This is a genomic window from Kitasatospora sp. NPDC096128 (genome assembly GCF_040303105.1).
Classification (GTDB): domain Bacteria; phylum Actinomycetota; class Actinomycetes; order Streptomycetales; family Streptomycetaceae; genus Kitasatospora.
Genome location: NZ_JBEOSP010000038.1, coordinates 69,609 through 91,194 on the forward strand (window position 1 = coordinate 69,609; position 21,586 = coordinate 91,194).

Annotated in this window: 16 protein-coding genes and 1 pseudogene; 11 read left to right on the forward strand and 6 right to left on the reverse strand. The window is 70.2% G+C overall.

Annotation, left to right across the window (positions count from 1 at the left end):
* The first annotated feature begins 306 nt into the window (after nt 1–306).
* From ABTY61_RS32425 to ABTY61_RS32435, 3 genes are all read left to right on the forward strand, one after another.
* On the forward strand, nt 307–7,392 hold the full coding sequence (locus ABTY61_RS32425; RefSeq protein ID WP_350508707.1) for an RHS repeat-associated core domain-containing protein: 7,086 nt from the start codon (nt 307–309) through the stop codon (nt 7,390–7,392).
* Nucleotides 7,389–7,832, forward strand: a complete 444-nt coding sequence (locus ABTY61_RS32430; protein ID WP_350508708.1) for a DUF4279 domain-containing protein — start codon at nt 7,389–7,391, stop codon at nt 7,830–7,832. Before ABTY61_RS32425 ends, ABTY61_RS32430 begins: the two co-directional genes overlap by 4 nt.
* A 237-nt stretch (nt 7,833–8,069) precedes the next feature.
* Nucleotides 8,070–8,660 (forward strand): hypothetical protein, encoded by a 591-nt coding sequence (locus ABTY61_RS32435; RefSeq protein ID WP_350508709.1) that lies wholly within the window; start codon nt 8,070–8,072, stop codon nt 8,658–8,660.
* Here ABTY61_RS32435 and ABTY61_RS32440 read toward each other — a convergent pair.
* The 4 genes and pseudogenes from ABTY61_RS32440 to ABTY61_RS32455 form a co-directional block, all read right to left on the reverse strand.
* A pseudogene (locus tag ABTY61_RS32440) lies at nt 8,590–9,080 on the reverse strand (transposase); the annotation flags it as partial. The gene ABTY61_RS32435 and the pseudogene ABTY61_RS32440 overlap by 71 nt on opposite strands.
* Nucleotides 9,081–9,531: 451 nt before the next feature.
* Entirely contained in the window at nt 9,532–9,936 is a 405-nt protein-coding gene (locus tag ABTY61_RS32445) for a WD40 repeat domain-containing protein (protein WP_350508711.1), read from the reverse strand.
* A gap of 22 nt (nt 9,937–9,958) precedes the next feature.
* Complete coding sequence (locus ABTY61_RS32450; RefSeq protein ID WP_350508712.1) at nt 9,959–10,447, reverse strand: hypothetical protein; 489 nt, start codon at nt 10,445–10,447, stop codon at nt 9,959–9,961.
* An 86-nt stretch (nt 10,448–10,533) separates the two neighbouring features.
* The gene (locus tag ABTY61_RS32455; protein WP_350508713.1) at nt 10,534–10,971 is read right to left on the reverse strand and encodes a hypothetical protein; all 438 of its coding nucleotides are present in this window, start codon (nt 10,969–10,971) and stop codon (nt 10,534–10,536) included.
* A gap of 199 nt (nt 10,972–11,170) precedes the next feature.
* On the opposite strand from ABTY61_RS32455, the gene ABTY61_RS32460 reads away from it, so the two are divergent.
* Complete coding sequence (locus ABTY61_RS32460; protein WP_350508714.1) at nt 11,171–11,878, forward strand: hypothetical protein; 708 nt, start codon at nt 11,171–11,173, stop codon at nt 11,876–11,878.
* 308 nt (nt 11,879–12,186) lie between these two features.
* Here ABTY61_RS32460 and ABTY61_RS32465 read toward each other — a convergent pair whose 3' ends face one another.
* Entirely contained in the window at nt 12,187–12,411 is a 225-nt protein-coding gene (locus ABTY61_RS32465) for a helix-turn-helix domain-containing protein (RefSeq protein ID WP_350508715.1), read from the reverse strand.
* Nucleotides 12,412–12,612: 201 nt separating this feature from the next.
* Between ABTY61_RS32465 and ABTY61_RS32470 the strand changes: the two genes are divergently transcribed.
* The 5 genes from ABTY61_RS32470 to ABTY61_RS32490 all read left to right on the forward strand — a co-directional run bounded on the left by ABTY61_RS32470 (nt 12,613) and on the right by ABTY61_RS32490 (nt 18,899).
* Nucleotides 12,613–13,515 carry a hypothetical protein gene (locus tag ABTY61_RS32470; protein WP_350508716.1) on the forward strand — a complete coding sequence of 301 codons (903 nt, stop codon included), beginning with the start codon at nt 12,613–12,615 and terminating at the stop codon, nt 13,513–13,515.
* Nucleotides 13,512–15,014 (forward strand): hypothetical protein, encoded by a 1,503-nt coding sequence (locus ABTY61_RS32475; RefSeq protein WP_350508717.1) that lies wholly within the window; start codon nt 13,512–13,514, stop codon nt 15,012–15,014. Before ABTY61_RS32470 ends, ABTY61_RS32475 begins: the two co-directional genes overlap by 4 nt.
* A 114-nt stretch (nt 15,015–15,128) precedes the next feature.
* Nucleotides 15,129–16,232, forward strand: a complete 1,104-nt coding sequence (locus ABTY61_RS32480; protein ID WP_350508718.1) for a tyrosine-type recombinase/integrase — start codon at nt 15,129–15,131, stop codon at nt 16,230–16,232.
* Nucleotides 16,229–18,484 (forward strand): tyrosine-type recombinase/integrase, encoded by a 2,256-nt coding sequence (locus ABTY61_RS32485; RefSeq protein ID WP_350508719.1) that lies wholly within the window; start codon nt 16,229–16,231, stop codon nt 18,482–18,484. The genes ABTY61_RS32480 and ABTY61_RS32485 overlap by 4 nt, the downstream gene beginning before the upstream one ends.
* The gene (locus ABTY61_RS32490; RefSeq protein WP_350508720.1) at nt 18,474–18,899 is read left to right on the forward strand and encodes a DUF6262 family protein; all 426 of its coding nucleotides are present in this window, start codon (nt 18,474–18,476) and stop codon (nt 18,897–18,899) included. The genes ABTY61_RS32485 and ABTY61_RS32490 overlap by 11 nt, the downstream gene beginning before the upstream one ends.
* Before the next feature lie 62 nt (nt 18,900–18,961).
* Here ABTY61_RS32490 and ABTY61_RS32495 read toward each other — a convergent pair whose 3' ends face one another.
* The gene (locus ABTY61_RS32495; RefSeq protein ID WP_350508721.1) at nt 18,962–19,111 is read right to left on the reverse strand and encodes a hypothetical protein; all 150 of its coding nucleotides are present in this window, start codon (nt 19,109–19,111) and stop codon (nt 18,962–18,964) included.
* A 204-nt stretch (nt 19,112–19,315) separates the two neighbouring features.
* Between ABTY61_RS32495 and ABTY61_RS32500 the strand changes: the two genes are divergently transcribed.
* Together ABTY61_RS32500 and ABTY61_RS32505 are read left to right on the forward strand one after the other, a co-directional pair.
* Nucleotides 19,316–20,704, forward strand: coding sequence for an AbiJ-related protein (locus ABTY61_RS32500; protein WP_350508722.1), 1,389 nt, complete (start codon nt 19,316–19,318; stop codon nt 20,702–20,704).
* Between the two features lie 156 nt (nt 20,705–20,860).
* The gene (locus ABTY61_RS32505) at nt 20,861–21,364 is read left to right on the forward strand and encodes a hypothetical protein (protein WP_350508723.1); all 504 of its coding nucleotides are present in this window, start codon (nt 20,861–20,863) and stop codon (nt 21,362–21,364) included.
* The last annotated feature ends 222 nt before the right edge of the window (nt 21,365–21,586 follow it).

The following is a 21,586-nucleotide window of genomic DNA, read 5'->3' on the forward strand; positions in this document are numbered from 1 at the left end:
CCCCCAAAGGACATGACATGGCCCGCGCAGACGGAGGCCAGGGGCACCGTAGGGGATGCGCAGACCGATGACCAGACTGCCCGGGCGCCGGGGGCCCGAATTGCGAGGACAAATCCGATTCGTGGACCGAGTGACAATCCTCACCAAGCAAGTGTTCTTGACGGTTCGTCAACCTGCTTCGCTAGCATTTCCCGATTCGGATACAGGAACGTGGCTCCCGTATTCCGGGGGCCAAATACTGGGGGGTATGAAAAAGTGTCATTCAGGCAACCGCCAGGCTCCGAAAGCATAACGGGCGGGAGGGGGATGCTGCGCGGACGGCTCGCGGCCGTCACGACGGCCGCCCTCCTCGCGTCGATGCTGGCGCCCCTGCCGCTCGCCGCGGCGGCGGACAAGCCCGACTACTCACGAACGTGGTCACCGCCCAACACGCCGCTGCCGAAGACGGCTTCGATTCCGGGCAAGAACGCCGAACCAGTGGCGGCCCCGAAGCCCGAGCACCCGGTGCCGCCGGCCTGGGCCCCGCCGAAGGACCGCAAGCCGATCGTAGGCGGCCACGCCTCCGTGAAGCTCGGCTCCGCACCCGAGGCGCACCCCCTCGGCGAGGGCGAGAAGCCGCAGGCCGGCGACGAAGCGAAGGCCGCAGGGCTTCCCGTCACGGTCGCGCCGCTGGCCGGGTCCTCGGCCGCCGGGCAGACGGTGCAGGTCGAGATGGCCGATGCCAAGACCGCAGCAGGCGCCGGGCTCCCCGGCGTCGCGGTCACCCTCACCCGCCCCGGCTCCGGCGACGACGCGCCGGTGCGCCTGGGCGTCGACGCGGCCGGCCTCGACGCCTCGTTCGGGGCGAACTGGGCGGCCCGCGCCCACCTGGTGGTGCTGCCCGGCTGCGCGACGACGACGACGCAGGCACCCGAGTGCCAGAAGCAGACGCCGCTCGAGTCGCACTACGACCCGGCGGCGAAGAAGCTCGTCGCCGACGTCCCGTTGAACGGGACGGGGACGGCCAAGGCGGCCAGCTCCTCGGCCACGAAGTCCTCGGCCGACGCCGCCCACGGGGAAACCCACGCGGTGGACGCGGACAGCACCACCACCTCCACGACGGTGGGCGTGGTCTCGGGCGCTTCCAGCGGGGCCGGAACGTACGCGGCGACCCCGCTCGGCCCCTCCCAGGCCTGGACAGCCGGAGGCTCGTCCGGCGCGTTCACCTACGCGTACCCGATCCAGGTCCCGCCAGCACTGGCTGGTATGGCCCCGAATGTGTCGCTGTCCTACGACTCGGCCTCGGTGGACGGGCGGACCTCGTCGACGAACGCGCAGGCATCCTGGATCGGCGACGGCTGGAACCTCGGCTCCGGGTTCGTCGAGCGGTCCTTCAATTCCTGTACGCAGGCCGGGATCACCGGCTCCGGCGACCAGTGCTGGGGCGGCGCCAACCTGACCATGTCCTTCGGAAACCGTTCCGGCGAGCTCGTCCCGGACGACGCCTCCTGCCAGTCCGGCGCACCCGCCGCGATGGAACAGGCCGCCTGCACCTGGCGGTTGAAGGGCGACGACGGCACGAAGGTCCAGTTTCTGACCGGTGCGACCAACGGCACCTGGAACGGCTCCTACATCAAGGTCACCGACACCGGCGGCACCGTCTACTACTTCGGCCTGAACCACCTTCCGGACGCCGGCGGCAACCCGACCACCGTCGGCGCGGACAGCGGCTCGGCGTGGACCGTGCCGGTGTACTCGCCCAACAGCGGCGACCCGTGCTACGACCCGGCCAAGGGCCAGGGCTCGTGGTGCCAGATGGCCTGGCGGTGGAACCTCGACTTCATCGTCGACCCGCACGGCAACCTCACCACCTACACCTACACGCCCGAGACGAACTACTACTCCCGCGGCGGTGCCCAGAACAACGGCAACGGCACCAGTACCGCCTACACCCGTGCCGGCGTGCCCGCCACGATCGGCTACGGCCAGCTCCTCTCGGACCAGCTGAACAACAACGGCGCCTACAACCCCGCCGCGAAGATCGTCTTCAACACCTCCGAGCGGTGCGTCACCTCCACCGCGGCCTGCGACCCGTCCCAACGCACCGTAGCCAACGCGGGCAACTGGCCGGACGTGCCGATGGACCAGCAGTGCGATGCGACCAGCGCGTGCACCGTCTACGGACCCACGTACTGGAGCTCCAGGTGGCTGGCGTCCATCGCCACCCAGATCCGGGTCAACGGCACCTACCAGACCGTGGACTCGTACACGCTCAACCACACGTTCATCAACGTCCAGAACGCCACCGAGAACACCCAGGTCCCCTGGCTCGCCTCCGTACAGCGCACCGGCCAGGACCCCCAGGCCACCGGCGGGCCCATCACCATCCCGCCGGTGTCCTTCACAGCGCAGCTCATGCCCAACCGCGTCGACGGCACCAGCCTCGTGCCCGCGCCGCCGGCCTACAACCGGCCCCGCATTCAGCTGATCACCACCGAGACCGGCAGCACCGTCGGCGTCAACTACGCCTCCGCCGGCTGCTCGCGCATCAACAACGTCATGCCGGCCTCCGCCGACAGCGACACGCTCTCCTGCTACAACGTCAAGTGGAACCCGCCGGGCTCGATCGCCGGTTCGGATCCCGTGGACGACTGGTTCCTCAAGTATCCGGTCACCAGCATCACCGTGAACCCGGCAACGGCGAAATCCGTTCCGATGGTGACCAATTACAGCTACGGCAAGGCCGCCTGGCACCGCAACGACTCGCCGATGACCCAGGACAAGAATCGCACCTGGGACCAGTTCCGCGGCTACGCCTCCGTCACCGTCGTCACCGGCAGCGGCAAGGACGGGCCGCAGTCGCAGTCGTCGACGACGTTCTACCAGGGCATGGACGGCGACTTCCTCGCGAACGGCACCGCCCGTAGCGTCCAGGTCGCCGGCGCGTTCAGCGGCAACACGATCGACTCCGGCTGGCTGTCCGGCCTGCCCCTGGAGTCCGACACCTACACGCAGGCGGGCGGCAGCATCACCGCCTACATGCTCTCCACCACGAGCAATCCGGTCACCACGGCAACACACAAGCAGGGCAGCATGCCCGACCTCGTGGCCCGCTACGCGTCCACCGGCCTGACGGCCACCTCGCGCTCGTTGAAGGCGGACGGCACCTGGCGCACCGCCGCCAAGACCATCACCACCGACCCGGCGTACGGCAACCGGAGCGCCGCCTCCACCGACACCGCCGACGGCCTGCCCGACATCTGCACCCGCACCACGTACGCGGCCGGTTCGGACCCGCAGGTCATGGCGCTGCCGTCCGAGGTGATCACGGTCTCCGGCACCAACGCCTGCACCGCCACCCCGACCGCCGCCAACACCGTCTCCTGGGCGAGGTTCGCCTACGACGGCCGGAGCGCCGGGCAGCTGGGCACCGCGCACGACGTCACCAGCGCCCTGGCACTCGACCACTTCGACGCCAGCGGTACCCCGCAGTTCACCGCGGTGAACAACGCCTACGACGGCTACGGGCGGCTCACCGGTGTGACCGACCCCAACGCCACCGACAGCGCCCACCCCGGTGGCGCCACCACGACCACGGCGTTCGCGTCGGCCGCCGCCGGCGAACTGCCGAACAGCGTCACCGTCACCGCTCCGGCCCCGGCCGGTGCGAGCGACGCCGGCTCAGGGCGTGTCACGACGACCGCACTGGACCCGGCACGTTCGCTGCCGACCAGTGTCACCGACCCCAACGGCCGCACCGCGAACCGGGCTTACGACGCCCTCGGGCGGTCCACCGCCGTGTGGCTGCCGGGCAGGGACACCAAGGCGGGCGCCAACACCACGTTCGCGTACTCGATGCCGGGCGTGGTCAACGGCACCGCAGTGCCACCGACCGTGACCACCTCCAGCCTGAAGGCGCCGCCGCCGAACAACCCGACGGCGGCTGATTCCTACGCCGTCGGCATCCAGATCATGGACGGCTCGGGCCGGGTCGTGCAGACCCAGTCCACCCCGGCACTGTCCTCCTACACCGGCCGGCTGATCACCGACACCGTCTACGACTCGCAAGGGCGTGTCACCAGGGCCAACAGCCCCTGGTACAACGACGACACCGCACCCAGCACCACACCGTTCGTGACCACGACCCAGAAGGTCCCGGCCCAGACCTACAAGGTCTACGACGGTCTCGGCCGTCCTGTGTCCACGCAGTTCGTGGCCTTCGGCGTCACCCAGACCACCACCACGACCGCCTACCCCGGTGCGGACCGCACCGACACCACGCCGCCCGCGGGCGCGACGCCGACCTCGGCCGTCACCGACACGCGCGGCCGCACCACCCAGCTGTGGCAGTACAAGACCGCTTCCGCCACCGGCAACCAGGCCGACGCGGACGTGACCTCCTACACCTACACCGCGGACGGGCACCTCGCCTCGCACAAGGACGCTGCGGGCAACACCTGGACCCGCAGCTACGACCCGCGGGGCCGGGAGACCGCCGCGACCGACCCGGACACCGGCGCCAGCAGCAAGACCTACGACGGCGACGGCCGCCTGGCCACCACCACCGACGCGCGCGGGCAGACCCTCGCCTACACCTACGACCTGCTCGGCCGCACAACCGGCACCTACTCCGGCTCCGTCACCCCGGCCAACCAGCTGACCGGTCTCACCTACGACACCGTCGTCAAGGGCCAGCCCGCCACCTCGACCCGCTACGTCAACGGTGCGGGCGGCATCGCCTACACCAGCGCCGTGCTGGCCTACGACACCGCCTACCACCCCACCAAGACCACCATCACCATCCCCGGCACCGAGATCGGCCAGGGTGCCACCCCGTTCACCTACACCTACCAGGCCGCCTACAACCCGATCAGCGGCGCACTGGCCTCCGACAACCGCTCGGCCGTCGGAGACATCGCCGCAGAGACCGTCACCTACACCTACGACGTCAACGGACCTCTGCGCACATACGGCGCCCTCGGCGGCGCGACGTACGACCTGTCCTCGGACTGGGACGCCTACGGGCGCAACATCCGCTCCACCATGAACCCGTGGGGCACCCAGATCGTCGTCACCAACACCTACGACGAGTCCACCGGCCGCCAGCTCTCGCAATTCGTCGACAAGCAGACCGCCTCCACCGGAGCCGTCCAGCAGACCACCTACGCCTACAACACCGCCGGACAGCTCACCGCCGTCCGCACCATCCCCGACAACACACCCTCGTCCACCGACCTGCAGTGCTTCGGCTACGACTACCTCGGCCGACTCACCAACGCCTGGACCGACACCGGCACCCTCACCCAGGCCGCCCAGCCCACGGTGGGAGGCATCGGCTCCTGCAACAACACCACGCCCACCAGTGGCGCCCAGGCACCCCTGAGGACCACGGTCGGCGGCCCGGCCCCGTACTGGCAGAGCTACAGCTACGACCTCACCGGCAACCGCACCCAGCTCCTCCAGCACGACCCCTCCGGTGACACCACCAAAGACACCACCACCAACCAGACCTTCCCGACCTTCGGGACCGTCAACACCCCCACCACCGCCCCCAACACCGGCGGCGGAACCGGCGGACCGCACGCCCTGACCGGCACCACCACCACGGCGCCCACCGGCACCACCGGGACCAGCGCCCAGTACGACGCGGCCGGCAACACCACCGCCGTCACCGACACCTCCGGCACCGCCGCCCTGACCTGGGACAGCGAGAAGAAACTCGCCTCCTACACCAAGACAGGCACCGCCGGACCCACCACCTACCTCTACGACGCCGCCGGCAATCAGCTCATCCGCCGCGACCCCGGCAAGACCACCATCACGCTCGGCAACGACGAACTCGTCTACGACAAGGGCACCAACACCGTCACCGGGGTTCGCTACTACCCCATCCCCGGCGGCACCACCCTGGTCCGCCAGGGCGGCAAGTCGACCTACCAGATCGCCGACCCGCACGGCACCGGCAACCTGGCCTTCGACGCCACCACGCTGGCCGAGTCCCGCCGCCCGACCGACCCCTTCGGCAACCCCCGCGGCACCCAGCCCACCACCTGGGCCGGCGACCACGGCTTCGTCGGCGGCACCAAGGACGATGCCACCGGACTCACCAACCTCGGCGCCCGCGAATACCAACCCACCACCGGCCGCTTCCTCAACCCCGACCCCATCCTCGACCCGGCCAACCCCCAACAGTGGAACGGCTACGCCTACAGCCAGAACAACCCCGTCAACCTCAGCGACCCCAGCGGCCTCATCTCCGACGACTGCAACGAGGGCCGTTGCGGAGGCCACTACAGCGCCCACGACGACCGCGGCGACGACGACGGCCCCCACCGTAACTACTACTACGTCAAGACGGACACCGACCACGCCCCGATCGTGATCCGGGATGTGGTGACAGTTCCGGAGCCACTGCGCAACAACAAGGAGTTCTTCAAAGAGCTGAGGAAGCAGCTCCAAATAGTCGACGACAAGCAGTTCCCGGGCATGCCAATCATGCGGTCCCAAATCGCAGATGCCGCCCTGACGGCCTGCATGGTAACCAACTGCTCGGAACTCGATCACTTCTTGCACCTCTCTCGGGATTGGAAGATCGAGGACAACGAGGTAGGCCCAGACTTCCGAGGCGGAGCCGGGGGTCGTGCCGCCATAGAGCAAAGCAAGGGTCGCAATTCCAAGGAATCCAAGGAATCCAAGGAATCCAAGCCCTCGGATAAATGCGATTCGTTCCCCGCAGGAACCCTCGTCCTGATGGCCGACGGATCCAGCAAGGACATCGTCAACATCAAGGCCAGCGACACCGTTCTCACAACGGATCCCCAAACAGGCCAGACCACCCCCGAACCCGTCACAGCAAAGATCACCACACCGGACGACACCCAGTTCACCGACCTCGCGCTCGCCCTCCCGGACGGCAGCAAGGCAGAACTCACGTCCACCGCACACCACCCGTACTGGAACGCCACCACCAAAACCTGGACCAACGCCGAGAACCTCCAGGCAGGTCACCAGCTCTACTCTCCGGACCACGGTCTGATCCTCATCCTCGCGACCCGCACGTACACCACGGAGCCGCAGACCGCCCACAATCTGACGGTCGCAAACCTCCACACATACTATGTACTCGCTGGCAACACGCCAGTGCTTGTGCATAACGCGACCTGCCACTTTATCGACGGAGAAATACCGGAGGCGGGCGCAATCGACCGGGGCTCGCTGACTAAGCTCAAAGAAAAGCAGCTCGAGAAGGCACTGGGAGACATTGGAGAGAATCCGCACAGCTTCAAGGCTGACTGGGTCGGGAAGAACAATGTTCCGAAGTTTGACGCAATGCGAGACGGTGACAACCGGATCATTCTCGTGAGTAAGGATGGCAAAATCTTGGTTCCGACGAATTATAAGTACGTCCCGTGAGTGCATTTCGCATCTACCTCAGAGTCGTCAGTTCATCTCTGCAGCCGGAAGAAATTTCTAGCAGGCTCGGAACGACGCCCGACGAGTCGGCGTCGATAGGCAGCCGTAGGCGCCCCGAGTCACCCCCGAGGTCTCATGCGACATGGGTTCGGCGGGCGGAGGTGTCAGGCGTCGATGCGCGACCCGAGGATCTGGAACCAGTAATCCTAGACTGGGGAATGGATTTTTCCAGTGCTCTTGGGCGACTGGTGGCATCCACTGATGCTGTCGTTTCGCTGGAAATCGTTCAGCAGATCAGAGACATCGAAAGCGGTAGAGAGAAGGGGATATTTCTCGGGGCCGATCTAATCGCCTGGCTTGGCGCCGCCGGGGCGTCGCTCGACATCGACCAGTATATCTATCACGAATGTGGTGACGGATTTTATGATCCCGCAGGCTAGTAGATTGGTCGCTGTCACCTTGTAGTCGATCGCAGTTCGCTCTAGATGCCTCATGCTGCGTACGATTAGCGGGCTGGTTGACAAAGAAAGAGGTCCCGCCGGCGGGTTTCGGCGGGACCTCTTTGGGTTTTGACGGCAGTGCTGAACTTGATTGAGTGATGTCGGGGCTCGCCGCCGGGCAGCGGAGGGTTCCGTCGCGTCCTTCCAGCAAGGGCGGAGCACGAGGATGATGTTCGCGTGATTCGAGACCTCCCGCCGCTGCGGTTGCCCAACTACGCCGTGGTCCGTATCGGCTGCTCACCCGAGGTGCCCGCCGAGATTGCCGGCGATCTGCGGAACAGGGGTATCCCGGCGGGGCTGATCGGCTATGAGTACCAACCCCTGACCGAGGCGACGTTGCTGGACGGGATCGGCGAGAGCGGGTTGGTCATCTTTGGGGCCAGCGGCTTGTTTGGGTGGATTGGCATCGATGTCGCTTCGCGTTGCGTCCTGCACCTCCCCACGACCGAGTCCGCGACCGCCTGGCACGTGAACCGGGACCTTGAGGCCTTCCACGAATGCGTCGCGGCCGTCATCGGCCGCTTCCCGTTCTATGAAGAGGACGAAGAGGACATATTCGAGGAAGCGGCGGACGAGCTCCGCCGGCTCCTCGACACCCTCGATGACAGCGCACTCGCCCAAAACGGGTTGTGGGAGACCCTGTGCGACGACGTGGCGATGGGCGACTACGCGAAACTGGGAGGAGGCCTGAGTCATCTCAATCTAGGCCCAGGCCGGTGGCAGCGAGGCAGCCGTCGACGAGTTCCGGACGGTACTGGATCCTCTTGAGCCGCCGTTTCACGGCTCGGGTGATCTGAGCGAGGTCCGCGCGGCAGCGAGGTTGCCGATCTCGCGTTTGACCAGCGACCAGCTGCCCTCCTGCAGGTTGAGGTCGAGCGCGTACGTGGGCAGGTGGAACATCGTGAGCCACTCGGCCTTCGCGGTGATGAAGGCCCTCATGCCGGCCGTCAAGTGCAGGCGGAGATTGTCCCAGACCAACACGATCGGCCCGCCGGGCTGGATGCGAGCGCGCACGGTCAGGTCCCTGAGATCTCGCCAGCTGAAGCCCTTCGGCTCGTCCTTTCGGCCGCGGTACTCGCGGATCGCGTAGATGAGCCGGGACCGCTCGCCGGCCTTGTAGCAGGCCATGCCGGCCGTCGGCGCCCGCCCGGAGCCCCGGGCTCCCACCCTCACGATCGGTTTCCGGCCGGAGCACACCTACCGGCCGTACGGGCTTCGCCTGAGAGCGGCCGCAGTCCGCGGAATCGACGGCGGCCGTCAGTGACGGCGCGCCCTCGATTCACCCACCGGGCCGGGAACCAACCGCGATGCGGCCGACGTCAGCCAGCCGCCCACTGCGGAAGCAGGGCTTCCCGCGCTCCAGTAGGTGACTTCCCACGGCGTTGACCGGACCTGCGAGCGGCAAGTGCTCGCGGGCACCGTTGTTTCTCGCACCAGCAGGCAGAGGTTCGACAGCGAGCGGGGCAGAACCACCGTGGCGCCCGCTCCCGGGCCAGCACGGCCGCCCGCGCCCGGGCGGCGATCCCGGTCGTTACCCGGCACTACCCTGGCGATCATGTTGTGTCGGTGGGTACGGACGACACGTCGATCGCGAGGTAGCCGGATTCGGTTCCTGCCATGAGCAGCCCGTTGTGTTCCGTTAGCGCGTGTGCCTGTTCTTCCAGGGGCAGCGTGTGTGCGGTCCTGGTGTACGGGTTCCAGATGCGCACCGTCCTGTCGTTGCTGCTGGCGGCGGCGAGGAGGGGGTGCCGTCGGCGGCGGTGAACACCGCCACCGCCCACACCCTGCCGGTGTGGCCGGTCAGTGGCCTGCCGACTTCGGTGCCGGTGGCTGGGTCCCAGATCCGCACCGTCAGATCGCTGCTGCCGGTGGCGAGGCGGGCCGTGCCGTCGGCAGCCGTGAACACCGCCACCGCCCACACCCTGCCGGTGTGGCCGGTCAGTGGCCTGCCGACTTCGGTGCCGGTGGCTGGGTCCCAGATCCGCACTGTCAGATCGCTGCTGCCGGTGGCGAGGCGGGCCGTGCCGTCGGCAGCCGTGAACACCGCCACCGTCCGCGGGGACCGGTCAGGTTGTGGCGGTGCGCGGCTGCGGGACGCGGAACAGGACGTGGCGGGCCTTGCGGACCACTTCCTCCAGCAGGCCCTGGCGGGCGAGTTCGCGCAGTCCGTTGCGGACGTCGCGGCGGGAGGGGGCGTTGACGGCGGTGCGGACGTCCTCGGCGGACCACAGGCGCCCGGGGGCCTGGCCCATGAGGGCGAGGACCAGGCCCGTGTCCAGGGGCGCGGGAGCGTCGCGGCGCTCTCGCGCGGGTTCCGGGCGGGCTGGCGGGGTCGACGGAACGACGGTTGGCAGAGCGAGGGCGAGGTGGGGCGGGTCGTTGACGAGGTTGTCCCACAGAGCGGCCAGGCGCGGCAGGTCGGCGGCCGTGTCCCGCAGCCGCTCGTACATCGCCGCCTGGGCGGCCGCTTCGCGGGCGCGGCGGTCGAACTCGGCGGCCAGGGCCTGGGCCTGGGCCGGGGTCTTCACCTCGCTCCAGGACCGGGGAGTATCCACCCGGGGCACGCTAGCGCCGGCGCGGGCGCGGGCCAAGCCCGCTGCGGCCGGTGTCGCCCGTGCGGGTGAAACCGGATCAGGGAGCGTCACCAGCACAGGGTGTGGGTGCCGTCGGGCAGCCAGCCCTGGAGGTAGCCGTCGAGGAAGGCGGCGAGCTCGCGTGGCCGGACGCCGGGCTCGTGCTGCAGGGCGGCGACGGGCCACCACCGCCACGGGCCCGGCCCGGGCCCGCACAACGGCAGCGGGTACCCGGCGGGCGCGAGCACCAGGGCCAGGTGGGCGGGCAGGCCGAGCGCCGCCGTGCGCGCGGCGCCGGCGACGGCGGCGAGCTGCGCCCGGGGCAGGCCCCACCAGTGCCGGGCGGCCCGCAGCGCTGCCTGTGGGCATGCCGTGCGGGCGGGTGCGCAGGTGAGCGGTGGCGTCCACCGGCCGTGACGGTAGCTCAGCAGGACCTGCTCGGCGGGGCGGTCCAGGAGGAGGACGGCGACGGCCCAGTGGGGGCGCGCGGATCGCGGGGTGGGCATGGTCCCCACTGTGCGCGCATGCCATTGAAATGGCATGTCGGTGCGCCGCATCCGTGTGGTGCGCGGGCCGCGTGCAGTGCGGGCGCATGAGCCCTGTGGGCTGCGGGCCGTCGCCGCAGTTCGGGTGCGGTCACTCGTCAGGGTGGAGATCCGTATCCGCATCGTTGCGCACGGTGATGACAGCTCTAGGGTTGCGGCCATGGACAGGATCACCCTGACATGGCGGGACGTGCTGGCGGACCCGGCGGCAGCGGCCGCGCTGCTCAAGCGGTACGAGGAGAAGGCCGAGGAGTACATCGCCGATTCCCGGACCCTGCGGCTGTGGCTGGAAAGCGTGCCGCCCCTGACATGCCTGGACGATTCCGGCGCCACCGGCCCGGCACGGGACCGCACCGCCCGCGCCGCCCGGCCGGAGGAACGTCCGGACCCGGATCCCGGCTCCGGCGCGCAGACCCCCGGCCCGGACCCCGACGCCGCCCCGGGCGGCCGAGCCCGGGGCACGGGCGCCGACCCGGCGCCCCCCGGCAGGGGCGGCACGGACGGCACCGGGGAGGCCGACGGCATCCACCGCGCGCCGGACGGAACCACGTGGATCGTCCCGCCGCAACGCGGACCCGCCGCCCAGGCCCCTCCCGGCCCGCGGGCCGCGGCCTCCACCGGCCGGGCAACGCTCGCGGAGCGGGTCACCCGGGCCCTGGAGCGAGTCCCGCACGGGCGGCGCCTGACGGTTCGCCACATCGCCCGGGAGATCGGCCACAAGAACGTGCGGAGTCTGCGGTCGGCACTGGACAGGATGGCCGACCAGGGCCTGCTGGTGAAGACCGAGCTCCACCCGCGGGCCGTGGTCTACCACCGCGCCGCACCGGCCGATCCCGCACACGACACCCAGGAGGCGTTCATGCCCTGACCACGGCGCACACGCGCGACAAGACCGGGCCGCCGCCAACTCCGACATCGGCGACGGCCCGTGACGACCTCGGACACACAGCTGACATCCACGTCATCAGCCGTGCCCGCGCCCCTTTCGGGGCCCGGGCACGGCCAGGCGCGGCCACCCGGTCGTTTCCCGCACCCTAACCCCGGCGCGGGAGTCCGCGGGGTGATCAGCCGCGCCTTCACCCCAACGGGTGCCCCGCGCCGCTCGCCGGGGCGTCCGGTTCACGGACAGGCGCCATGACCACACCCCCCTTCCCGCCCGGCCCACCGGGCGGGCGCTCACACGTCCCGGCCGGGCCACAGGTCCACGTCCAGGGCCTTCTCCAGGCCGGCGATGGTCAGCAGGTCGGGCCAGACCTCGCCCTGCAGCACGTTGGCGATCGTCAGCCGGCTCGCCCCCGAACGGCGGGAGAGTTCCGCCACCGACCAGCCGCACTCCTCCAGGGCCAGGGCCAGGTTCCGGGCCAGGGCCTGGGCGACCCGGGCCCCGTGGTGGTCAGCCAACACCGCTCTCGGCCACACCGCGACGACCCCGCCGTCGGCGGGTCCGGGGAGCGCGTAGGCGCGCGGGCTTCGGGATCGGCTGTCTCCTCGGGGCACGGACCCCAGTCTCACCCATGCGGACCTCCCGGCTCGCCGCCGCTGCCCCCGAGCGCCACATGCTATTCCAATGCCACCCCACCGGGGGTGTTCATCTGGAGGCACATGATGGACCGCCACATCGCCCGCTACCGGCCCGTGCACGCACCACCGGCCTGGGAACGGGTGGAGGCCGAGGTGAAGGCCACCGTCGCCAGGGCGCTGCCCGACACGACCTACCGCGCCCGCGACCTGCTGACCGCGCTCACCCGTCTCGCAGTCTTCGCCGACCACCACGGCCACCCCGTCGACGCGAAGCGCTGGCTGGACCCGGATGTGGTGGAGCACTTCACCGCCGTCGCCCTGGCCGGCATCGCCCCGGCCAGCCGCGCCAACTACCGCGCCCGCCTGACCTCGATCCGCACCGCCGCCTTCGGCCCAACCGGGCCGGGGACACAGCCGCTGTCCGGATCCAAGGCATCCCCTCCCTACAGCCGCGCCGACAAGGCCGCGCTGTGGGCGTGGGCCGGCGGCCAGAGCACCACGGAACTGCGGCGGGGCCTGCGGCTGCTGCTGGCCCTGGGGCTCGGATGCGGCCTGGACAGCCCCGAGACCATCCCGCTGCGCGGCCACGACGTGCGCACCCTCGCCGACGGTGCGTGCGTGGTTGCCGTGCGCGGCGCGCGGACACGCCTCGTGCTGTGCTCGCGGCCCTACGAGCGCACCCTCGCCGAGGCCGCCCAACTCGCTGGCACCGGATGGCTGTTCCGCCCGGCCAGCCACGCCCGCGGCTCCAACACCGTCACCAACTTCACCGCCCGCGCCGCCCCCGACCGCAAGGTCCCGCGCCTGGTCATGGGCCGCTGCCGCGCGACCTGGCTCGTCGAGCGGATGAACGTGCCCATCCCGCTGCCCGTCCTGCTGGCCGCCGCCGGCCTGGACTCCCTCCACGCCCTGTCCCGTTTCCTGCCCCACCTGCAGTCGATCGGCCCCGACCAGGCCGCCGCCATCCTGAGGGAGATGCCGTGACCCAGCCCGCCCGCCGAGTCCCTCGCCCCGAACTGCCCGCGGCCTGGCTCCACGCGCTGCACGAGCGCCGCCGCCCCGTCACCAGCGCCGAAGTCACCCGGGCCCGCCAGTTCGTCGACCGCTCGGGCGTCCTGCCGCTCATCCGCGAAGCCCTCGACGCTCGGCGCAGGTCCCCCGCCGGGCGGCCGCGCACCGTCAGCGTCGAGGCCCTGCTGGTCGGCATGACCCTCGCCTCCTGGCGCCACCAGGGCCGCGTCGTCCTCGCCGACGTCACCGACCTGCTCGCCCACCAGCTCCCCGACCGCGCCCGCACGCGCCTGGCCCTCCCCGTCTGGGCGGACGACATCGACGGCTTCGAGGCCGCCTACCTCGCGGTGCGGCGCACCTTTCACGCCGTCGAGATGGTGATGGACCCCTCCCCGCTGCCCAAGCACCGCATCAAGCGCGCCGATGCGGCCGCGCTCGAAGCCGCAGCCGACCATGCCGACCTGCAGCGGCGCCGCGTGCTGCTCGTCGAGGTCACCAACCGGATCCTGGAAGCCTCCCTCGCCCCCGCACGGACCCTGATCGACGAGTACTGGGACGGCTCGGTGGCCGTCGACGCCACCCCCGTGCGCACCTTCTCCGCCGGCGTCCACCCCAGCACCGAGCACACCGCCACCGATCCCGACGCCGCCTGGTACGTGCGCGACGGCGACCACCGCGACCCCTCCGGAACCGACGAGGGCCGCAGCCGGAGGAGGAAGGCCCGGCGCACCCTGTTCGGCTACGAGACCACCCTCGCCGTCCTCGGCGACACCACTCCGGCCCGCAACCTGCCGCCCGAACTGCGCCTGCCCGCTCTCGCGCTGGCGTTCACCGTCCACAAGCCCGGACACGACCCCGCCGGCAACGCCCTGGCCGCCCTGACCGATATGGCCCGACGCGGCTACAGGAGCGGCTGGCTCGCCGCCGACCGCGCCTACAGCAGCGCCCAGCCCGCAACCTTCCACATCCCCGTCCACGACCTCGGCTACCGGCCCGTCTGGGACTACCGGCGCGACCAGCTCGGTATCCAGGGCACCCACGCCGGAGCCCTCCTCGTCGACGGCACCTGGTACTGCCCCAACATCCCCGCCCCGCTCATCAACGCCACCGCCGACCTCCTGGGCAAGAAGATCGACCCCGCCACCTGGCGCCACCGCGTCGACGCCCGCCCCGCCTACCGCCTGCGCCCCAAAGCCGCCCCCGACGACCGAGGCGCACGAAGGCTGCTGTGCCCGGCGGCCGGCACCCACCCCACCGCCGCCTGCCCCATCAAGCCCCGCAGCCTCGGCCGCGACCCCCGCCTCGTTCCCATCGACCCCGAGCCCGTACCCGGAGGCCACCCCGAGGTCTGCGTGCGCGAGTCCCTCACCTTCCACCGCGACACGGGCATCCGCTTCCGCCAGGAACTCGACCACGCCCGCCCCGACTGGATCCGCCTCTACTTCCACCTCCGCAACAGAGTCGTTATCTAGAGCCGCCCGAAGGGCGTCCTCCATGTCGTTCACGGGCCCGATCCTGCCAGCAGCGAACGTCGTGGACATGGTTATCTCCTCCCTCGTCCAGCACATGGAGCAAACGGAGGAGCAATGCACGTTCAGCGGGTGGCCCTGTCCACCTCGCCGATGGACTCGTGGACGGTCCTGGGGGATGACGATGCCCCGGTCGAGCCGATCGAGCGCTACCTGGCGTTCCTGACCGACACCGACAAGTCCCCGAACACCGTTAAGGCATACGCGCACGACCTGAAGGACTACTGGGTATTCCTGTCCAGCAGCGGCCTGGACTGGCGCGAGGTCCGACTGGAGGACATCGGCGAGTTCATCACCTGGCTCCGGCTGCCACCGGCCGCCCGGAGCGGAAGGGTGGCCGTGCTGCCCTCGGTGGAGCCGCACATCTCGGCGGCCACGGTCAACCGGAAGTTGGCCGCTGTCTCGGCCTTCTACCAGCACCAGGCACGGCAGGGCGAGGACGTCGGCGAGCTGCTGACCACCTGGCAGCCCGGCGGCCGCGGAGGCTGGAAGCCGTTCCTGCACCACATCAGCAAGGACAAGCCGCACGCACGCAGGGCCATATCCCTCAAGGCTCCCCGGAAGCTGCCACGGGTCCTGACCGCCGCCGAAGCCCAGGCGGTCCTGGACGCCTGCACCCGGCTACGGGACCGGTTCCTGTTCGCCCTGCTCTGGGACAGCGGCATCCGTATCGGCGAGGCCCTGGGCCTGCGGCACGAGGATATCGCCGCCGCGAAGCAGGAGATCACCATCACCCCGAGGCTGAACGCCAACCAGGCCCGGTCGAAGTCCCGGCGCCCACGACACATCCCCGTCAGCGCATCGCTGATCCGCCTCTACGGCGACTACATGCACGGCGAGTACGGCGACCTGGACTCCGACTATGTGTTCGTGAACCTGTTCGCCGAGCCCCGCGGCCAGGCGCTGGCCTACCCGGCCGTCTATGACCTGGTGAAACGCATACGTCAGCGGACCGGCTTGGACTTCGATCCGCACTGGTGCCGTCACTCGGCGGCGACCCGGATGCTGCGCGACGGCGTCCCATTGGAGAGCGTCTCGACGATCCTCGGGCACTCCTCGGTCACCACGACGTTGCAGGTCTACGGCCACCTCACCGCCGCCGACGCCCGCAAGGTCCTCGAAGCGGCCGGCTGGTTCACCGGAAACGAGGTGACCTGGTGACCACCCCGCACGCACCCTCGGAAGGACACGCAGCGCCTCCCGGTCTGCGCGAGAAGCTCCTGGCCGCGACCCGTCTGGAGTTCCGCGGCGACGAGATCGTCTTCGACGTCCAGGACCCCGTCTTCGGGGCCCCGCCCTGCAAGGTGACTGGCTGCCCGCGCGGGGCCCACTCGCGTGGGCTCTGCAACGGGCACCACGCCCGCTGGGCCTACGCTGGCCGCCCGGACCTGGAGCACTTCGCCGCGACCGCCCCGCCGGTCGGGCACCGTGAGCCGGTGCCCGCCTGCCAGGCCGCCGACTGCAACTTCGCCACGTACATGCGCGGGCTGTGCCGCTCGCACCACCACGCCTGGAAGCGGCTCGGCGTTCCCGCTCTGCCTGCCGGGATCGCCCTGCTCACTCCCGTGGCCACCCGTACCGCCCCCGTCGACTGCGCGGTCCACGACTGCGAGCGGTGGGCCCAGTCCAGCGGCCCCTGGTGTCGCCGCCATGCCCACCAGTGGCGTCAGCACGGATGCCCGCCGATCGGCGATTTCGCCCAACAGGCCCACAGCGAAGAGCAGTTGCCGCCATGCGAGCGGATCATCCTCGCCGACCTGCCGCCGCAGCTTCGGCGCGAGATGCAGTACGCGCTTCAGTGCCGCCGTGACGAGGCGGCCGGCAAGGCGACGCCCACCACGGTCAGCGCCGCCATCCGCCTGCTGCAAGCCAGTGGCGCGACGTCGACGCTGGATCTGCCGGAGGAGCGGTGGCGCGAGTTCGCCCAGGCCGAGTCTGCGATGGCGACCAAGGCCGTCCGGCTGGTCCTCTACGCCCGTGGCAGGCTGGAGGACCTCCTGACCGGCACCGGCTGGCAGGTGGAGTATCCCCGCGACGTGTGGCGTCTGCGAAGCCTCGGGCTGAGCGCCACCAACGCGACCCTGCGCTTCGACCGCATGCCCCAGCCCTGGCTGCGGGACCTGGCCAAGCGCTGGACGCGCTGGCGGCTGTCCACCGGCACCAGCAAGAGCACCGCCGGCCGCGGAGTCCTCGCCGTCACCCAGCTCGCCGTCTTCCTCGCCGACCACGAACCCGACATCGACCGGCTCGCGGCAGTCGACCGCGCGGTGCTGGAGCGCTACCTCGCCCACCTGCACACCACCCTGGACAGCGACCACTACCTGGCCAGCCACCTCAGCGCGCTGAACACCTTCTTCACCGCGATCCGCCGACACGGCTGGGACGCCTCGCTGCCAACCGGCGCCATGTTCTTCACCACGGACTACCCGAAGCGCTCCGACCCGCTTCCCCGCGCTCTGGCCGAGCACGTCATGGCCCAGGTCGAGGACCCGGCGAACCTGCGGCGATGGCACCACCCCGCCCACGAGCTGGTCACGGTCATCCTCATGCGCTGCGGCCTGCGGCTGTCCGACGCCCTGAAACTCCGCTTCGAGTGCATCGTCCACGACTCCGAAGGCGCCTCCTACCTGAAGTACTTCAACCACAAGATGAAGCGCGAAGCGCTGGTGCCGATCGACGAGCAACTCGACAAGATGATCCGAGACCAGCAGAAGGAGCTGCTGGCACGCTGGCCGCAGGGCACGCCGGTCCTGTTCCCCCGTCGAATGAGGAACGTCGACGGAACCCGCCCCATCAGCCACAGCACCTACCGGATGGGGCTGCGACGCTGGCTGGCCGCCTGCGAGGTCCGCAGCGAACACGGCCAGCCGGTACACCTGACCCCGCACCAGTGGCGTCACACCCTGGCCACCCGGCTGATCAACCGCGACGTCCCCCAGGAGGTCGTCCGACGCATCCTCGACCACGATTCTCCGGCCATGACAGCGCACTACGCGCGCCTGCACGACAGCACCATCCGCACGCACTGGGAGAAGGCCCGGAAGGTCAACATCAGCGGCCAGGACGTCGTCTTGGACCCGGCCGGGCCGCTCGCCGAAGCATCCTGGGCCAAGCACCGGCTCTCCCGGGCCACCCAGGCCCTACCCAATGGCTACTGCGGCCTGCCAGTACAACAGAGCTGCCCGCATGCCAATGCCTGCCTGACCTGCCCGATGTTCATGACCACGGCAGAGTTCCTGCCCCAGCACCGCCGTCAGCGCAGTGAGGTCCTCCAGATCATCTCGGCGGCCGAGGCCCGCGGCCAGCGGCGGCTGGCGGAGATGAACCAGACGGTACTCATCAACCTCGACACGGTCATCGCCTCGCTTGAGAGCGACGGCGCCCACGACGGAAGGCAGTCCGATGCCGGCTGACAACTCTGCCCACCTGGTCACCGCGGCCCGCCGCCGGCACGAGCTCACCCGGTCCAAGGCCATCCAGGCCCTACGAGAACTCGAACGCACCGGCGCCGCCATCACCTTCGAGGCAGTGGCTCGCGCCGCCGCAGTCTCCCGGTCGTGGCTCTACACCCAGGCCGATCTCCGCTCCGAGATCCAGCGGCTCCGCCCAGAGACCCGTCCAACCTCGCGGCCCACAGTCCCCGCTGGCGAACGCGCCACCGATGCCTCGCTGCGTCAACGACTCGAAGAGGCCAACGCGCGGATCCGCCAGCTCACCGAGGACAACCAGCGGCTCCGTCGGCAGCTCGCCCATGCCCTCGGTGACCAGCGCGCCCACCGGCAGCCAGCCGCCGAACGTCGCGGTTCCGCAACGATGGGTCCCTGCTGAACTCCGTCCTGGGCGTCCGCCGACTTGCGTGAACGACACCGTCCACGAGGCGAACGCCCAGGTCACAGCCCCGCCCGACGACCGAGCTCTAGATAAACAACGAGCACTTCAACCAGTACGCCAAGGACCACGAAGCCCTGGAGCGATCCCGCACCCGACGCATCCGCGGCATCGCCGCCCAGTCCCTCCTCCTCGCCTTCCAGCTCGCCCACGCCAACCACCGCAAACTCGCCGCCTGGCTCGACACCCTCCAGAGCGCCACCCAGCCCGCCCGCCGCCGCCCCGCCAACCGCTACACCCCCAACAACCCCCACGGCTGGACCCCCAGGCGGCAGACCCGGGACTGAACCCCGACCGCCACCTGAAGGCCGCCGGATCCCTCCCCGGAATCCGGCGGCCTCTGCCACACTCCCGCCATGGCCGACCACGACACGACACCACTGCTGCGCGAGCGGGTGGGACAGGCCGTCATGGGCCTGGGCTCCCACAGCCACCGCGACCTGACCGCACTGTGCCCGCAGCTCGGCCTGCCGCAACCGCCCCCGCAGGACGCCGGCACCAAACACGAACGGCTCCAGGCGTGCCTGACCGACCTCGCCGACGAGGACCTTCCCACCGTCGCCCGGCTCCTCCTCGCCTCCGACCAAGCCTTCCTCACCCCGGCGCAGCGGGCCGGCCTCGAAGACGCCCTGTGGGCGGGCACCCCCGCGGTGGAGATACCGGGGCGCCTTCGGCGCGAACTGGCCCGGGCCCTCGGTCTCGACCTGCTCGTCCACCGACCCGAGCGCTTCGAACGGCTGCTGCAGCGATGGTGGGTCCTGGACGACGATGTGGTCACGCTGTTCGCGGCGTCACCGCACAGCCTGCGCGCCCGGATCCAGCGGCACGTGTTCCGCAACCCGGGCGACTGGTCCACCGAGGACCTCTTCGAGCAGCTCGGTGCGTTCGAGGCGCCCCACCCGCGCTTCGCCGGCTTCGTCGAAGCCCTCACCTCTGCCGACACCGTCCCGGACGCCGCCGTACAGCAGCGCATCGTCGAGGCGGCCAACCCCTTCCTCGCACAGGCCGGCGCCCGCCTGGAGCAGACGGGTCTGCAGGACGGCTACCCGCACTTCCGGCTCCTGCGCACCGGCTCCGCACCGGGCCGCAGCCCGAAGAACCTGGTCTTCGCCTCGTCCGCCAAACCGGACATCCGCTTCCTCAGCGCCGTCGACAACGACATCGAGGTCCTCCAGGGCCTCGACGAAGTCCTCTACTACGACCGGCCGATCGGACCCGAAGGCCTGCGCTGGCACGAGCTGCAGCAATGGTGGCAGCACGCCACCGGCACCGCCGGCGACGCCACCGCCAAGACCACCCTCTACAACCGCCTGATGGCCTGCCAGCCCGACGAGAACGACTCCCCGCAGATCCACCTCTTCCGCCTCTACCACCGCATCCACGGCCGGCACATCCCGCACCTGCCCGCCCTGCTCCCGGAAGTCTGGCTGCACTGGGACCCCAGGACCGTCCGCCAACGCGGCACGGACGCTCTCCTGCGGCACCGGATGGACTTCCTCATGCTCCTGCCCAACGGCCGGCGGGTGGTCCTCGAAGTCGACGGCCGCCACCACTACGCGAACGCGAACGCCTACACGGACACCGTGAGCTCCGACCGGGACCTCAAACTCCGCGGCTACGACGTGTTCCGCTTCGCATCCGCCGAGCTGAGCAACCCCGACCGAGCCGACCCCCTCCTCCGCCGATTCTTCACCGACCTGTTCGACCGCTACGAGGCACCCGTTCCGAACAACCCACAGCCCTGACCACCAAGCACACCCACCCCACCCCGCACACCGCGCCTGAACAGCGCAAATGCAAAAGACCCCTCATGAACCATGAGGGGTCTTTCGTGTCCACCGAAATCCAAAGCCGCTGGGCAACCCGACATACTGTCGGATCGACCGGCCTTATTGGGTCGGTTGACCTCTCAGGGCATGGGGCCGCGCGGGCCGTTCGAGATCGAGGACGGCTCGTCCCCCGCAGGCTGGGCGACGCTGCTGTCACCCGGCGACGAGCGGCTGCCCTCGCGGCGGTTGCAGGCCGGCGGGAGCCAGTGGGGACACCGCGGCATCTGGGTGGTGGAGCTGTGCGGCCACCGAGGCTGCGCCGAGCGCGCTCCGGCTGGGCCTGGATCGCGCTGCCCCGGGCACTTCGGCGACCCGGGCCCGCGCGGCAAACAGGGCACGCACTGGGCCGAACTCGCTGCACACGCCTGGGCGGAGCGCTACGGGGCCGACGGCTCCGAGTACGTGCGGCGGGTGGCCGAGCAGCGGTCGTGGTTGGTGAGGGCGGCGGTCGCCGCAGGCATGGCCGAGGAAGACCTGGCCGCTTCGGCTGGACTCAGTGGGGACGTGGTGGACGAGATCCTGCGCCCGCGTTCGAAGCAGGAATGGGATGGGGGCTACGACGACGCTCCGGCGTGACGTCGGCGGCCGGGGCCGAACCGATTCGCTCAGGTGCTGGCGTGCCTCATGGCTCGCGGTACCCCGGATCAGGCCTGCCGTCGGTGCGGGCATTCGTGTGGTCGGGTAGCCGGGTCACGTTGCCGTGACCTGGCTACCCTCGGTCTGGCTGGACGGCGAGGCCGAGACCTACGGGCGCGACCTCACCACCTACGCCGACCTCACCGTCCGGGCGGGCGAGCG

Excerpts from the sequence above, each read along its gene's own strand:
- ABTY61_RS32460 (WP_350508714.1), top strand. The coding sequence starts at position 11,171 with ATGGACAGGATCACCCTGACATGGCGGGACGTGCTGGCGGACCCGGCG.
- ABTY61_RS32455 (WP_350508713.1), bottom strand. The coding sequence starts at position 10,971 with ATGCCCACCCCGCGATCCGCGCGCCCCCACTGGGCCGTCGCCGTCCTC.
- ABTY61_RS32500 (WP_350508722.1), top strand. The coding sequence starts at position 19,316 with ATGGCCGACCACGACACGACACCACTGCTGCGCGAGCGGGTGGGACAG.
- ABTY61_RS32470 (WP_350508716.1), top strand. The coding sequence starts at position 12,613 with ATGATGGACCGCCACATCGCCCGCTACCGGCCCGTGCACGCACCACCG.
- ABTY61_RS32490 (WP_350508720.1), top strand. The coding sequence starts at position 18,474 with ATGCCGGCTGACAACTCTGCCCACCTGGTCACCGCGGCCCGCCGCCGG.
- ABTY61_RS32425 (WP_350508707.1), top strand. The coding sequence starts at position 307 with ATGCTGCGCGGACGGCTCGCGGCCGTCACGACGGCCGCCCTCCTCGCG.
- ABTY61_RS32480 (WP_350508718.1), top strand. The coding sequence starts at position 15,129 with ATGCACGTTCAGCGGGTGGCCCTGTCCACCTCGCCGATGGACTCGTGG.